Source organism: Bradyrhizobium sp. 215_C5_N1_1, from assembly GCF_052075935.1.
Classification (GTDB): Bacteria; Pseudomonadota; Alphaproteobacteria; order Rhizobiales; family Xanthobacteraceae; genus Bradyrhizobium; species Bradyrhizobium barranii.
Map to the genome: position 1 here is coordinate 5,854,657 of NZ_CP197228.1, position 14,322 is coordinate 5,868,978.

Below are 14,322 nucleotides of genomic sequence, written 5' to 3' on the forward strand. Positions count from 1 at the left end.
TGATCTATCGATCGAGAGGATCAGGACCTGCCCGTGGAGCGGCAACATTTCGTGGGGCGTCTCCTGCATTCAAATGATGCGCGCTGGGACCGAGCGGCTAGAACGCATCGTCGAACCAATAGTCCTGGTCCCCGCAGGAGCCTGGTGACCGGCAAGCATCGAACCTTGTATCGATCGCTTGCCCACCCGGATGATCCGAGCCCCCTGCTTGCCATGGAGCAAGATACGGATGTCTCCGTCCCTCTACACGCGAATTGGCCTGGCCGGCGCCGTGGCCGTCGTGCTTGCATTGGCGGGCATCGCCGCCGCACAGACGCTTGCAAAGACCAAGCTGACTACTGCCAGCAGCATGAACTTGCCCGATTATCTCGTTCCGGTCACCGATCCCGACACCGGCGCCACGATCGTCCGGATAACAACCCCGGGGCCCTTGGGCGCTGGCCTGGCCTGCCAACGAGCTTATTGCACCCACCGATATTCGAGCGCGCAGGCCTGGAACGCCGACCAGACTCTGCTTCTGATCGCCAACGGTTGTAACGGGCTCTGCTTTCTGGACGGACGGACATACGTTCCGCTGTTCCGCCGGCAACGCGAAGACGAGTGCGAATGGCACCCGCGCGATCCCGAGCGCATGATATGCGTGATCGGGCGCAAGATCTCGCTCTGGACGCCGCGAACCAATGCCGAAGAGATCATGCTGATGGCCGAGGGCTATCGCGGCCTTCAGTTCGGACCGGGCAAGGGCAATCCCTCTCAGGACGGCCGGCGCATCGCAGTGCGAGGCACGCGCGCCGACGGCGTCGTCGTCGCATTCGCGTTTGACCTCGTGAGCCGACAGAAGTTTCCGGACATCGAGGTGGGGAAACTGCCCGGGCGAGACGGCGTTTGCGAGATATCTGCCCTGGGCAGCTACATCAGATGCAGCCGCTGGGTCGACGGAAAGGATGAGGCATTCATCTATACCGTCGCAGGCGATCTGGTGCAGAGCTGGACCGAACATCATCGTCCGAGTCATGGCGACATGGCCGTGGACACAGACGGACGCGAGGTATACGTCGGAATCAGCAAAGCTGATCCCGACATATACCAGGTGATCAAGCGCCGGCTGGATGACGGCGTGGTTACCGCCCTTGCTCCGCGTGGAGAGGCCTCGCATGCGTCCACGCGCGCGATCCACTGGCCCGGCTGGGTGATTCTAAGCTATGGCGGCGATCCAGCCGAGATCGCCCAGCTACCAAAGTTTGCACCCTTCGCTCGGGAAGTCATTGCTCTGCGAATTGACGGCAGTGGCGAATTCCGACGCATCGCGTACACACGCAACGTCCCGCACGACTACTGGAGCGAGACTCACGGCTCGCCGTCGCCTGACGGTTCCCAGGTGATCTGGTCGAGCAATTGGGGGGTAGCGGGCGGCCCCGTGTTCGACTTCGTAACACGTCTCGATGCCCCCGATCGGACCAGCGCCTTGTCCCGATAATGATCGGCGGCGGCTCCGTCAGGCGTGACCCACACGAGCTAATGAGCCCGCTGCCGATGTACGCGCTCGCGCCCGGATCGCCTTGTTGGCTGCCTTGATAACCGAGGGACGCAGGATCTGGAGCGCGTCCCGGATCGTCGCCCCCCAGGACTGGTGGCGAAATCTTCCGCGCAATCTTGCAACCCGCAATGCACGCACGACCGTTTCGGGATCCGGAAGCCCTTGCTTGTCCTCGACCAGGCTCCAGGTCAGATTCTTGAGATCAAGGGTCTCCTCATCGATCTGAGAGAACGATTTGGAAGCGGTAATGTTCGCATGGTCCGTCATATCGTAGAAGATCAGGCCGTCGTCGATCGCCACCATGTCGCCATGACAGGCGAGGTCGACGAAGAACAGCTGGTCCACTCCCCACCGGATCGACTTGTAGTTTCGCATCAGACAACCCGCCTGGATGACCTCGCTGTTGATCAGCAGGGTCGACGGAACAATTCCCAGCACCCGGGTCTTGCCGACCAAATAGAGATCAGTCAGGCACTGCTGGCTCGAATACAGCGTGACCTGCCCTCCCCGGCGGTATTTTATGCCTTCATCCTGAACGAGATGAGATGTGGAGGTCATGAACGCAGCGGCGGGATACGTCCTCGCCAATTCCGCAAAGGTCTCGAGCGATCCCGGCACGAGCCAGTCGTCGTCATGCAACACTTTGATCCAATGACCACGACATGCGAGCATCGCGCTGTTCGTATTCTCAACCTGGCCCCGTCCTCGGTGGTTCTGGACAATTCGAATACGGGAATCGCTCCGCGCGTATTCAGACAGAATGCTCCAACTGACGCCTTTTGGACCTTCGTCGTCGCTGATCACCATTTCCCAGTCGGCGTAATTCTGCTGCAGCACGCTTTCAATCGTACGGCGTATCATATCCGGTCGACGGAAGGTTGGTATGGCCACCGAAATCATGGGGCGGGCGTCCGGATCTCGAATGCTCTCCGACCCGTCGGGCTGCAACAGGTTCATCGCTTTTCCCTCAAGCTCAGTTCAGTTCATTTCATTCAAGCAGTCGACCTGACGACCCCGCGATCGGCTCCGCAGAAAACCGACCTCATCGCGTTGCACCGCGTCCTTCTTGATGAGCAGTGAACGTCAAGACCGACCGAATTACACACGACGAACGCTAGGTAGCGGCATGGGACTGGTCATCCTTCATTCGCATGACGATGATTATCCCCAGACGCGAGGTCTCGAAGCGGCCAGCTCGGTCGGCAGGATCACGGCGGAGCCGGGAGATCCGGAATCGAACGATCGATACCATCATGCAAATGAAGGATGGCCGGGCGCCCCAGTCAGCCTACGCTCTCCCGAGCAGCTAACCGCTAGAGATGGGTGGCCCCTTGCACAAATTGCATCAACTGCTCGCTCGAATTCAAGAGGAGCCCGACAAGGCTCGGTTCCTGCTATCGCGCGGACTGTGGGTGAGCGGACTGTGCCGCTTTATCACCTTCGGCTTTCCTGCCGGATACAGAATGCGTTTCTATCCCAGCTCCATGTCCGCAGGACTCTGGCGCAACCGGAACCTTCGCGCCGAAGACGCCGACTTCGTCGGATCTTACCTGCAGCCCGGAGAAACCTTCGTCGATGTCGGCGCGAATGTCGGACAGTTGAGCCTCGCGGCCGCCATGCGGGTTGCCCGATCCGGTCGAGTCATCGCTATCGAAGCACATCCGCGCATCTGCAAATACCTGCTGGGCAACATTCGCCTGAACGGATTGACCGTCGAGGTCCACAACACGGCGATCGGCAGCGCCGAAGGCGAGCTCGTCTTCACGGACTTTCGGAGTGACGACATGAACTTCGCATGCGCTACTCCTCCGGCCGGCATCGCGGCGCTCCGAGTTCCAGTACGAACGCTCGATTCGATCGTCGGAAATCGGGCGATCGATCTCCTGAAGGTCGATGTCGAAGGGTTCGAAGTCGATCTTCTCAAGGGCGCCGCCCAGACCATTTCCAATTGCCGATGTCTGTACATAGAGGATTCTGAGCTCAACCTTCGGCGGGCCGGCACCTCGCGTGCGGAGCTGTATGACCGACTGACCGATCACGGGTTTGAGCTCTTCCATCTCAGGGCGGGACGACTCGAGCCGGCGTCTCCCGACATACCGGGACCGGACGACGATAACCTGATCGCCGTCAGACCATCCGCCTTGTCGGACTTGCTCGCGCGGACCGGCCTTCGGCTTGCACAGCTCACGTCCCCATCGCCTGTAGATCGGCGTCTCCCGTCGGCGCGGCTTGCGTGAGCATCCATCATCCGCCCACAAGCCACGCGCATCACAGCTGGGTTCCGGCCCCACGATCGGGCTCCGTGCGTCGTCTATTCCGCAAGCACGAGCTGTTCATACAAACTCTCCTTCGATTCCGCGACACTTCAGTCAGCGTCATGCGAACGAATGATGGCGCGCACCCCTCTCCATCCTACGATCGAATCGAAATAGATCGCACCGTCGTCGCGACGATCTTGCCGTTTTTGAAATGAATTCTGGACCGAGGAAGTTCTTCATGGCCGCGAAACCGGCGACCGGTCCGACGCGGACAAGGGCTCTTGTTCGTGCAGCGGCGGGCGTCTCCGCCCTCGCACTCACCGGCCAGCTCATGCTCGTAGCGGCCATTCCCATCCTTACCCGGCTCTATTCGCCGGAGGATTTTGGAATATTCACGATCTATCTCTCAATCGTAAACATCGTCGGCGCGATAGCCGGACTTCGCTTCAGCACGTCTCTGTATGTGGTTGAGGACAGAGCTCACGCGCTGGTCGCGCTCAAGCTCACGCTCGTGGCGGTCTGCTTTACGACCTCTGTTGTGCTTACCGCGGGATACCTGCTGTCGGACGTGGTGCCAGCACGACTGCAACATCTTACCTACCTCGTACCCATCGGGATGGCTGCGGTCGGCGTTGCCGACGCAATGAACTGTTGGTGCTTGCGCTTCAATCATATGCGTGACTTCGGCATGGGCCGCCTGATCCTGCCGGCGTCGATGGCAGTGCTCCAGGTGAGCTTCGGCCTCGCGCACCTCGGGGACGGCGCAATGATCCAAGCCCACATCCTGAGCCAGGCTGTGTTGATTGCATTTCTCTGCGTCCGGCTCCTGAAATGGGAGGACATCCGCCGCATCGCGCAAGCCCCGTGGGGTTCGGTCGCGGCGACGGCGCGGCGAGAGTACAAATTTCCCCTGTTCGAGCTGCCCTCGGCCCTTGCGGGATTCGCGATCATCAATCTCCCCGCAATTTTCATAGGCTCGCTATTCGGTACCGCATTCGCCGGGCATTTTGGCGTCGCCGCCCGTCTCGTGACCGGTCCGGTCACCCTGATCGCCTTGCCGCTCAGCAATGTCTTCGTCGCCGAGGCCAGCAAAGACTTCGACCGTCATCATCTGCTCGGCACCGCATGCGGCCTGTTGGTCGTTGCGGCCGGCCTGATCGTTCTGCCGGTGCTCGGCCTTGGATTTATCTCCCCCTACGTCGTCGTTCCGCTGCTCGGAGAATCCTGGATACCTACGGGGCAGATCATGGGCGCCCTGGCGCTCATGTGCGCCGCACAGGCCTTGTCGACGCCCATTCAGGAAGTTCCGACTCTTTTTCGCCGTCAGGAACTGCGTCTGCTGGTTGATCTGGTGCGGGCCGTGTTTGTATTTGGCCCGCTTCTCATCGGTGCTCACCTCGGCCTCGACCCGTTGCAGGTGATCTACATGATGGCCGCCGGAGGAGCTACCGGCTACGCCCTGGGAATTATCGTGGCGCTGTTTCTCTTGAATGGGCCTGGCGGCGCGCGGACGTCGGGCGCACCGATCAATGGGCCTGTGTGACCCAGAGGGTCGAAAGAGCACGCCCCGAACTTCGCGTCCGCTCGAGGAGGCGGCACATGGACGACAGACGCGCTGGGGCGAAAATAACCAATTTCCTGGGCGCGACCATGTGCTTCATGCAAATGAATGATGAGAGGATTTTCAACGTCTTCATACTCCAATTTTGGAGCTCGGTCAGTCGGTTGCATGCCAATGAAGCTACGGCCATTGATTGATACAGGCGAGGATTTGGCTTCTCCGCCCTCGTGCATTGTGGCGGCGGCGCCGCCCGTGCTTTTCCTACTGCCCGGCTCACTTGGTTATGGAGCCAGCCTCGCCGCCCTGACAGCCTCAATCCGCGAAATTGCACATGTCGTTCCGATCCGCTACCCGGATCTCGGCAAGATATTGCAGGGTCAGGACAGCGTTTGCGATATGGCTGCTGCTGCCGTGGAGCAGATCAATCGCATCCAGCCGCGCGGCCACATCAGACTTCTCGGTCATTCCCTCGGTGGGGCGGTCGCCTTCGAGGTCGCGACGCGAATGTTTGCCGCCGGCCGCTCGGTGAAGTTTTTCGGAATTCTCGATACAAGCCTCATGGGCGAGCGCAGTTCTGCATGGGAGACGTTGACCCGCACGATCCGTCGAATCCGCAACAACCGGGTCACCGCGCCCCGGATGGTCTGCCGGGCCCTCGCCAAGGCAACCGTTGCGATCGGCCATGAAGCTAACCTGGCCCGGATGCTCGATCGCCGCGCGAAGGGGCAGTTCGATCTCACGTCTTTCAGGCTCAAGCAGGAATTGCAGGAAGTCTTGCGCGCGAAGGCCTACTTCCGCTGGTTGGCGGAGCCGAAATCGATGCTGCCGTTCTCCGCCGTCCTGTTCCGATGCCAGCGAAAGAAGATGCCGCAAACTCTGGGATGGGATCGTGCGTTCGCCCAGATCGATGTCGTCCCAAGCGCAGGCACTCACACCGATCTAGTCATGCCGCCTTACCTCGCGATGAACTTGCACCTCGTCCAGAAGGCGCTGTCGCAAACCTACTCACCGGCCGAGTTTCCCCAGAGAGAGGCGGATTGTTCAAGTGACCTTGCAAGCAGCCCACAGCCAAACCGAACCCGCGTTCAGTAAAGACGCCCTGGTCCTGGATGCGCCATTGGAGGTCGCGCGCATCGTCGCGTTCTTGCGCGACCGTGTCCTTGGCGTGCTTGGCCGACGCGGAGCCATCGTCGGACTGTCCGGCGGCATCGACAGCTCCGTGGTCGCAGCGCTCTGTGCGCGCGCATTTGGAAATACGAAGGTCCTCGGCCTCCTGATGCCCGAGCGCGATTCGTCTTCCGATTCGCTGAGGCTCGGCCGGGCCGTTGCTACGCAACTGCGCCTCACGACGGTCGTCGAAGACATCGCACCGGCTCTCGAAGCATTGGGCGCGTACCGCCGGCAGCGAGAGGCGATCCAAGCCGTCGTACCCGAGTATGGAATCGACTGGAAGTGCAAGCTGGTGCTTGGCTCGGGCTCGGAGAGCGCCGGCATCAACATCACCCGTCTGACCGTACAAGACCCGGACGGCGAAACCTCCACCGTGCGTCTCCCGCCCGAGGTCTACCTGCAGATCGTTGCTGCAACCAACTACAAGCAACGGGTCCGCAAGATGACCGAGTACTATCACGCGGACCGTCTGAAATATGCCGTGATAGGTACGCCAAACCGGCTCGAGCACGATCAAGGCTTCTTCGTGAAGCAGGGTGACGGGGATGCGGACGTCATGCCGATTGCGCATCTCTACAAGAGCCAGGTCTACCAACTGGCCGAATACCTTGGCATCGACGACGAGATCAGGCGACGGCCGCCGACGTCCGACACATTCTCGCTGCCGCAGAGCCAGGAGGAGTTCTATTTCGCTGCCCCGTATCGATTGACTGACGTTTGCATGTACGCGGTCAACCACGGCATTTCCGCCGACAACGTGGCCGAGGCCGTAGGTCTGGCCACAGCGCAGGTGCAGAAGGTCTTCAAGGACATCACTTCCAAGCGTCGGGCGACGCGCTATCTTCACAGCCCGCCTCTACTCGTTGATGCGGTAATCGAGGACTAGACGGCATGTGCGGCATCGCCGGCATCGTGGCGCTGAGTGCGAACGCTCCGAGTCCTTCGCGGAGAGCGCTGTTGCGGATGGCCGGGGCGCTTGCACATCGCGGGCCAGACGAGCGAGGCCTCTACCGGGACCAACGCGCGGGCCTGGCGCACGCCCGGCTATCGATCATCGACATAGCGGGCGGACAACAGCCTCTCTCCGATCCCGGCGGGCCCGCCTGGATCGTGTTCAACGGCGAGATCTTCAACTATGTCGAGCTGCGCGAGCAGCTGATCTCGCTCGGCCATCGCTTCCGCACCCGCAGCGACACGGAGGTCGTGATTCAGGCCTATCGCGCCTGGGGCGAGGCAGCATTCGAACGGATGAACGGGCAATGGGCCCTTGCCATCTGGGACGCCTCCGCCGGCCGCCTCGTCTTGTCCCGTGACCGGACCGGAATCTGTCCGCTCTATATCTGCAACCATCAAGGCCAACTCTACTTCGCCAGTGAGATCAAGGCCATCTTCGCGGCAGATCCGGCAATCCCTCGGGCATTTGATCCAGCGGGCATCGATCAGACCTTTACCTTCTGGAGTAGCGTGCCGCCGCAAAGCGTGTTTCAGGGGATCACGGAAATTGAACCGGGACACGTCCGCAGTTACGTGCGCGGCGCGGTCCGGGACCGCGCATTCTGGACTCCGTGCTATGCGACCCGGTCCGACGCGCATCGCATTTCGTCTGCCGGCTGCAATGATGATGTGATCGATGCTGTGCGTAGCGCATTGGAGGCGGCTACGGCGCTCCGAATGGTGCGGTCCGACGTCCCCGTGGGAAGCTATCTCTCCGGTGGTCTCGACAGTTCGCTTGTTGCAGCATTGGGAAGCCGGTTTGCGGGCAGGCGCTTCCAGACGTTTTCCGTGCGCTTTGCCGACGCTGAGTATGACGAGACCTCCTATCAGCGCCTGATGGCACGCACGATTGCGAGCGAGCACCACGAGCTCATGGTCTCGCGACAGGATATCGCCGAGGTATTTCCCAAGGTCATCTACCACACTGAGCGGCCAATCCTGCGGACCGCCCCTGCACCGCTGTTCCTGCTCTCGAAGCTCGTACGCGAGCGCGGCATCAAGGTCGTGCTGACCGGCGAAGGCGCAGATGAAATGTTCGCCGGCTACGATGTGTTTCGGGAGGGCAAGATCCGCCGTTTCTGGGGCCGCCAGCCGGCCTCAACGCGGCGCGCCGCCCTCCTGAGCCGGCTCTATCCCTACATCTCGCGATCGCCGGTCCACATGCAGGCCATCGCGCTAAAGTTCTTCGGACACGGCATTTCTGCCCCGGATGCGCCCGGCTTCGCTCATTCTCCGCGTTGGCGCAGCACGAGCGCGATCAAGCGCCTGTTCTCCGCAGACATGCGCGCGGCGACTTCGCGAGCCGACCCGGTGACCGAACTGCTCGATCGTCTGCCACCGGATTTTTCCCGCTGGACGCCGCTCGCACAAGATCAGTACCTCGAGACCAAGACGCTCCTGGCCGGGTACCTGCTCTCCTCCCAGGGAGACCGGATGCTGATGGCGCACTCGGTCGAGGGACGCTTTCCATTCCTTGACGACGACGTCGTCGAGCTCGCGAACTCCCTTCCGGACGCCTGCAAGCTTCGTATCCTCGACGAGAAGCACGTCCTTAAGCGTGTAACACAGTCGCAGGTTCCACCAGAGATCGTCACACGCAAGAAGCAGCCCTACCGGACCCCCAATGCGCTCTGCTTCGTCGACAGGGATGCCCCCCCTTATGTCGACGAAGCGCTTTCAAGCGCAAGCGTCCGCGCCGCCAACATCTTCGACCCGGTGGCGGTCGAACGGTTGCGCACCAAGTGCCAAGCTCATGCGCACGCCGGCGGTGGCGACCTGTCCAATTTCGACAACATGGCGCTCGTCGGCATCTTGTCCACTCAGCTCCTGTTCCAGCAATTCGTCGCGGACCGGCCGGAAGCACCGCATCGCCTCGAGCTCAGTGTGGACGTCGACCGCCAGGACGTACCGGGAGTTTACGCATGATCAATAATCCTGTGCCGCTCCTGCACGATTACCTGATCAACTCGGCCCATCAAAACGGCGCGAAGGTCGCGCTCGTATGCGACGGTCATCGGGTCACCTACGACCAGCTCGAGGCGTGGTCGAATGCGGTCGCGCACCACCTGGTCGAGGCCGGCGTCGAGCGCGGCGATCGTGTGATGATCTTTGCCGACAACACCGTCGAAGCAGCCGTCAGTTTCTGGGCCGTCCTCAAGGCCAACGCGATCGTATGCCTCATCAACCCTCTCACAAAACCCGACAAGCTCGGCTATCTCCTCAATGACTGCCAGCCGACTGCGCTCATTACGCAAGCGCGCCTTTACGCCACGTTCCGCGAACCTGCACGACATTGCCCGTCCTTGCGCCGCGTGATCGTGTCCGGCCCCATCGACGACGCCGATTTGAACGCGCTGCCGCATGCCGTGCGATGGAACACTGTAACGGCCACCGAGCACGACGCAGCACCCCCGCGCCGCTGCATCGATATCGATCTCGCCGCCATTGTCTACACCTCGGGCTCGACCGGCGAGCCCAAGGGGGTGATGCTGACGCACCGGAACATGATGACGGCGTGTACGTCGGTTTCGTCGTATCTGGACGTCCGTGACGATGAGGTCATCCTCAACGCTCTGCCACTCGCCTTCGACTACGGCCTGTATCAGATGATCATGGCCGTACGCGCCGGAGCGCGCCTTGTTCTCGAGCGCTCGTTTGCTTTCCCCGCCGAGACGCTTCGGCGTATTGCAGAAGAGAGAGTGACGGGTTTTCCCGGCGTGCCGACGATGTTTTCGACTCTGCTGCAGCTTGAGTCGTTGAAGAGTTACGATTTATCCAGCATTCGCTACGTGACGAGCACCGGTGCCGCACTGCCGGTCCGGCACCTGGTGCACCTGAGACACACGTTCCCCGGCGCCCGCATCTACTCCATGTACGGTCTTACCGAATGCAAACGCTGCACCTACCTGCCGCCGGAGGATCTCGATCGGAAGCCGTCGAGCGTAGGAATTGCCATCCCAAATACCGAAATGTGGATCGTCGACGAGCGTGATCAACGGGTCGGCCCCGGCATCGCCGGACAGCTGGTGATCCGCGGTGCGACCGTCATGAAGGGCTATTGGCGAAAGCCCGAAGCTACTGCGAAGAAACTCAAGCCCGGACCGCTTCCCGGCGAGCAGGTGCTTTACACCGGCGACTACTGTCAGATGGACGCCGACGGATATCTGTACTTCGTCAGCCGGAGCGACGAGGTCATCAAATCTCGCGGCGAGAAGGTCGCGCCCAAGGAGGTGGAGAGCGCTTTGCTCGACATTGCCGGCATAAGAGAAGCGGCAGTCGTCGGCGTTCCCGACGATCTGCTCGGCCACGCGATCAAGGCATTCGTGGTCATCGACCAGGGGCGGCCGATCGACGCCAAGCAGATCCAGCGAGAATGTCAGAAGCGCCTCGAGAGTTTCATGGTCCCCAAGTACGTCGTTATCGTGCCGGAACTGGCGCGCACGGATACGGGCAAGATCAACAAGAGAGAACTCATCACGGGATAGCTTGTGGACGACCAATCGACGAACCGCTTTCATATGGAGCACCAACGCAATGACACTGGTCTTGGCACCCGACCGCTGCAAGGAGCAGATCCGCGCTTTTCTGACATCGAATTTCTACATCAGCGACATCGCGTCGCTGAACGACGACGCTTCCCTGCTCGACCAGGGGATCATCGATTCGACCGGAGTGCTCGAGGTGGTCGGGTTCATCGAGACGACCTTCGGCATCGCCGTCGACGACAATGAGATCCTGCCCGAGAATCTCGATTCCATTCGGGGCATGGCACGTTACATCGCCAGCAAGGTTAACTTGGCCGCCGATACCTGACCGACCGGCGCGTTCGGCAAGCAGAGGAAACGAGCTGTCCTGTGACTCGATCGCGGCTTGGCGCCCCGGGGGTTCACCCGGCCGCCGAGTGCGGCGTTTTTTCGCCCTTCGCGAACCCTTCCGCATGAGGCCCTTAGTCGAGTAGTCGAGGCGAATCCCGTGTCTTCCGGAGAGGTACGCCCTCGGCTGCACGACTGCGTGGACAACCCGCCGGCATTCCTCCGCCGTCCGATTCCAACGCTCTCATGCAAACGAACGAAGACGCAGGCATGGTTTGCTCCTACCTTTTTCCTTGAGAAGCATATCTCGTTTTTTTTGAAGCGTATTTTTTTGAGTACATGGAGGTTCAGATGAAAGCGGTAGTTCAGTGCGGCGGCAGAGGAACTCGACTTCGTCCACATACGTCCATTTTGCCAAAACCCCTCATGCCAATCGGCGCCCGTCCCGTCCTCGAGCTCGTTCTCAAATGGTTGAGACGGAACGGGATCGGAGAGGTCTTCGTCACCACCGGTTATCTGGGCCATCTGATCCGCAGCGTCTGTGGTGACGGCAGCCAGTGGAACATGCAGATCACGTATACGCAGGAGCTCGAGCCGCTCGGCACGATCGGCCCGCTGTCATTGCTGCGAGAACAGCTCAACGAGCCGTTCCTGGTCCTCAACGGTGACGTCCTGACAGACCTGAACCTGAACCAGCTGATCCACAATCACCGAAAATCCGACGCCAACATCACCATCGGAACCTCCGTTCGGAGCACGAAGATGGACTTCGGTGTGATTGATGAAATCGATGGACGCGTGACCGGATTTCGCGAGAAGCCGGAGCTGACGAACCTCGTCAGCATGGGAATCTACTGCATGAATCCGGTCGTCCTCGAGCGCATTCCGTCGGGCGTCCCCTTCGGATTCGACGACCTGATGTTCCAGATGCTCGAGGAAGAAGCCCGCGTCAACGTCTTCAAGCACACTGGCCTGTGGCTCGACATTGGCCGGGTCGAGGACTTCCTGAAAGCCCAGGACATTGCATGGGACGAGCAATCGACTGCATTCGCAACTGCGGCTGCGTGACGCAGCGTCACCCTTCGCATGGGGAATGAACGGGAAGAGGAACACATGCTGTTGGTATCAGAACCGGCCCTGGGAATTGACGAAAAGGAAGCTCTTGTTGCCGCGATCGATAGCGGCTGGATCACCATGGGGGATCGCGTACGGGAGTTCGAGCAAACGTTTGCACGCATGCACGGCGCCGAGGACTCGATTGCAGTCGGATCATGCACGGCCGCACTTCACCTCATCCTGCATGCGCTCGGCGTCGGCCCCGGTGATGAAGTCCTCGTTCCATCTCTCACGTTCGTTGCCACGGCCAATGCCGTGCTCTACGTCGGAGCGCGGCCCGTGTTCGTCGATGTCCAATCCGGGGCAATTCCCCTGATGTCCGCGGCCGACGCGCTCCGCAAATGCACCTCGCGGACGAAAGCGGTGATCCTCATGCATTTTGGGGGCTACCTCGCTGATCGAGAGGAGTGGCAGGCCTTCGCTCGCAGCAAGGGTCTGCTCCTGATCGAAGACGCCGCGCATGCGCCCGGCGTCAAGGGGGTCGGCACGTTTGGCGATGCAGCCGCGTTCTCCTTCTACGGCAACAAGAACATGACGACTGCTGAAGGCGGCGCAATCATAACGCGTCACCGGATCTTGAACGACATGATCAAGCGCGCCAGGTCGCATGGCATGACCACCAACACGCGCCAGCGCCTCGTCAGCCGCAGCCCCGAATACGACGTGACGCTTCTTGGATTCAACTACCGCATGGACGAGTTACGCGCCGCGGTCGGCCTGGTGCAGCTGCGTAAGCTGGCAGGTTGGAACGACGCCAGGCGGCATCTGTCGCTGCACTATCGGCGGCGGCTCGCCGAACGTTGCCCTTCGGTCCTGGTGCCATTCAACGCGTCGTGGGTCTCGGCCCACCATCTCATGCCGGTCGTTCTCCCCGCGGCAAGCGCGCGGCAGCCCCTGATCGAGCAGCTCAGCAAGCGCGGCGTTCAGACGACCATTCACTATCCCCCGGTGCATCGGTTGACGTTCTACCAGGATCAGTATCCGGGCATCAGTCTACCCAACACTGAGGATTTTTGCGGACGTGAGCTCACCTTGCCGCTCCATCCCGCGATGACTCCCGCCGACGTCGATCACGTGGCAGACAGCCTCGCGGATGGACTTCGGGCAACCTGTCCCGCGGAGGTCGAACAGGCATGAGCGAAACGGTCAATGCGGGATGCGCTGGGCCGGCAGCTCCGGCCGTGCGTTTGCGGCGCGTCATCGATGTCCTCGGTGCCGGGACGGCCATATTCGTCTCGCTGCCGATCCTGTTGGTCATTGCGCTTGCAGTCTGGATCGAAGGCGGGCGACCGATACTGTATTCGCAACTCCGTCTCGGGCTGAACGGGGCGCCGTTCCGCATGTACAAGTTCCGGAAGTTCAGAGCCGATTGCGACGATCGCGGAAGTCCGCTCACGATGGTGAACGACAACCGCATGACGACGATCGGCGGGCTGCTGGCTGCATTCAAGCTAGATGAGCTACCGCAGCTCTGGAACATCCTGCGGGGTGACATGTCTTTCGTCGGCCCGCGACCCGAGACCCTCGTATTTGCCGACTGTTTCAGGAACGGATTCGAAAAGATCCTGGAACACCGGCCAGGCCTCGTCGGGCCGTGCCAGGTTCTCTTCCGGCATGAAAATGAGCTGTTCCCGCCGGACGGCAATGTGGCGGATTTCTATCGGGAGGTTCTGTTTCCCGCCAAGGCGAAGATCGACCTGGCATATTATTCCAATCGAACCGTCACGTCCGATCTCCGGTGGATCGTTCAGGCCGGCTGGATCGCCGTGGGGGAGCCGCTTCTCAACCGCATGCGAAGACCCCGACCGGAGAGCCAGAGCGGCATAGCGCCAACTGGCGGATCTGTCGGTGCGAACTTATTTCAAAAGTAGACGG

The 14,322-nt window shown here is 61.0% G+C and carries 13 protein-coding genes; 12 read left to right on the forward strand and 1 reads right to left on the reverse strand.

The window, feature by feature from the left end; all coding sequences use genetic code 11:
* Positions 1 to 229 precede the first annotated feature (229 nt).
* Complete coding sequence (locus tag AB7G19_RS28365) at positions 230 to 1,477, forward strand: hypothetical protein (protein WP_231144509.1); 1,248 nt, start codon at positions 230 to 232, stop codon at positions 1,475 to 1,477.
* A gap of 18 nt (positions 1,478 to 1,495) precedes the next feature.
* Here AB7G19_RS28365 and AB7G19_RS28370 read toward each other — a convergent pair whose 3' ends face one another.
* Entirely contained in the window at positions 1,496 to 2,494 is a 999-nt protein-coding gene (locus tag AB7G19_RS28370; RefSeq protein ID WP_441268508.1) for a glycosyltransferase family 2 protein, read from the reverse strand.
* 374 nt (positions 2,495 to 2,868) lie between these two features.
* Between AB7G19_RS28370 and AB7G19_RS28375 the strand changes: the two genes are divergently transcribed.
* The 11 genes from AB7G19_RS28375 (at position 2,869) to AB7G19_RS28425 (ending at position 14,318) form a co-directional block, all read left to right on the forward strand.
* Positions 2,869 to 3,774, forward strand: coding sequence for an FkbM family methyltransferase (locus AB7G19_RS28375; protein ID WP_441268509.1), 906 nt, complete (start codon positions 2,869 to 2,871; stop codon positions 3,772 to 3,774).
* A gap of 259 nt (positions 3,775 to 4,033) precedes the next feature.
* A complete protein-coding gene (locus AB7G19_RS28380; RefSeq protein ID WP_063986520.1) occupies positions 4,034 to 5,338 on the forward strand; it encodes a lipopolysaccharide biosynthesis protein in 1,305 nt (434 codons plus the stop codon).
* Positions 5,339 to 5,394: 56 nt separating this feature from the next.
* On the forward strand, positions 5,395 to 5,553 hold the full coding sequence (locus AB7G19_RS28385; protein WP_223153622.1) for a hypothetical protein: 159 nt from the start codon (positions 5,395 to 5,397) through the stop codon (positions 5,551 to 5,553).
* Positions 5,546 to 6,448: a thioesterase domain-containing protein gene (locus tag AB7G19_RS28390; RefSeq protein ID WP_354117169.1), complete on the forward strand. Its 903-nt coding sequence runs from the start codon at positions 5,546 to 5,548 to the stop codon at positions 6,446 to 6,448. The genes AB7G19_RS28385 and AB7G19_RS28390 overlap by 8 nt, the downstream gene beginning before the upstream one ends.
* Positions 6,402 to 7,412: an NAD(+) synthase gene (gene nadE, locus AB7G19_RS28395; protein ID WP_441268510.1), complete on the forward strand. Its 1,011-nt coding sequence runs from the start codon at positions 6,402 to 6,404 to the stop codon at positions 7,410 to 7,412. The genes AB7G19_RS28390 and nadE overlap by 47 nt, the downstream gene beginning before the upstream one ends.
* 5 nt (positions 7,413 to 7,417) lie before the next feature.
* The gene (gene asnB, locus AB7G19_RS28400) at positions 7,418 to 9,445 is read left to right on the forward strand and encodes an asparagine synthase (glutamine-hydrolyzing) (RefSeq protein ID WP_441268511.1); all 2,028 of its coding nucleotides are present in this window, start codon (positions 7,418 to 7,420) and stop codon (positions 9,443 to 9,445) included.
* Positions 9,442 to 11,004, forward strand: a complete 1,563-nt coding sequence (locus AB7G19_RS28405) for a class I adenylate-forming enzyme family protein (protein ID WP_441268512.1) — start codon at positions 9,442 to 9,444, stop codon at positions 11,002 to 11,004. The genes asnB and AB7G19_RS28405 overlap by 4 nt, the downstream gene beginning before the upstream one ends.
* A gap of 49 nt (positions 11,005 to 11,053) precedes the next feature.
* Positions 11,054 to 11,332 carry an acyl carrier protein gene (locus AB7G19_RS28410; RefSeq protein WP_166353815.1) on the forward strand — a complete coding sequence of 93 codons (279 nt, stop codon included), beginning with the start codon at positions 11,054 to 11,056 and terminating at the stop codon, positions 11,330 to 11,332.
* Positions 11,333 to 11,682: 350 nt separating this feature from the next.
* Positions 11,683 to 12,399 carry a nucleotidyltransferase family protein gene (locus AB7G19_RS28415; RefSeq protein WP_063986521.1) on the forward strand — a complete coding sequence of 239 codons (717 nt, stop codon included), beginning with the start codon at positions 11,683 to 11,685 and terminating at the stop codon, positions 12,397 to 12,399.
* A gap of 18 nt (positions 12,400 to 12,417) precedes the next feature.
* Positions 12,418 to 13,584 carry a DegT/DnrJ/EryC1/StrS family aminotransferase gene (locus tag AB7G19_RS28420; RefSeq protein ID WP_441268513.1) on the forward strand — a complete coding sequence of 389 codons (1,167 nt, stop codon included), beginning with the start codon at positions 12,418 to 12,420 and terminating at the stop codon, positions 13,582 to 13,584.
* Entirely contained in the window at positions 13,581 to 14,318 is a 738-nt protein-coding gene (locus tag AB7G19_RS28425) for a sugar transferase (RefSeq protein ID WP_063984322.1), read from the forward strand. Before AB7G19_RS28420 ends, AB7G19_RS28425 begins: the two co-directional genes overlap by 4 nt.
* Positions 14,319 to 14,322 lie beyond the last annotated feature (4 nt).

Excerpts from the sequence above, each read along its gene's own strand:
- AB7G19_RS28405 (WP_441268512.1), top strand. The coding sequence starts at position 9,442 with ATGATCAATAATCCTGTGCCGCTCCTGCACGATTACCTGATCAACTCG.
- AB7G19_RS28385 (WP_223153622.1), top strand. The coding sequence starts at position 5,395 with ATGGACGACAGACGCGCTGGGGCGAAAATAACCAATTTCCTGGGCGCG.
- AB7G19_RS28425 (WP_063984322.1), top strand. The coding sequence starts at position 13,581 with ATGAGCGAAACGGTCAATGCGGGATGCGCTGGGCCGGCAGCTCCGGCC.
- AB7G19_RS28370 (WP_441268508.1), bottom strand. The coding sequence starts at position 2,494 with ATGAACCTGTTGCAGCCCGACGGGTCGGAGAGCATTCGAGATCCGGAC.
- AB7G19_RS28365 (WP_231144509.1), top strand. The coding sequence starts at position 230 with ATGTCTCCGTCCCTCTACACGCGAATTGGCCTGGCCGGCGCCGTGGCC.
- AB7G19_RS28410 (WP_166353815.1), top strand. The coding sequence starts at position 11,054 with ATGACACTGGTCTTGGCACCCGACCGCTGCAAGGAGCAGATCCGCGCT.
- AB7G19_RS28380 (WP_063986520.1), top strand. The coding sequence starts at position 4,034 with ATGGCCGCGAAACCGGCGACCGGTCCGACGCGGACAAGGGCTCTTGTT.
- AB7G19_RS28415 (WP_063986521.1), top strand. The coding sequence starts at position 11,683 with ATGAAAGCGGTAGTTCAGTGCGGCGGCAGAGGAACTCGACTTCGTCCA.
- AB7G19_RS28420 (WP_441268513.1), top strand. The coding sequence starts at position 12,418 with ATGGGGAATGAACGGGAAGAGGAACACATGCTGTTGGTATCAGAACCG.
- asnB (WP_441268511.1), top strand. The coding sequence starts at position 7,418 with ATGTGCGGCATCGCCGGCATCGTGGCGCTGAGTGCGAACGCTCCGAGT.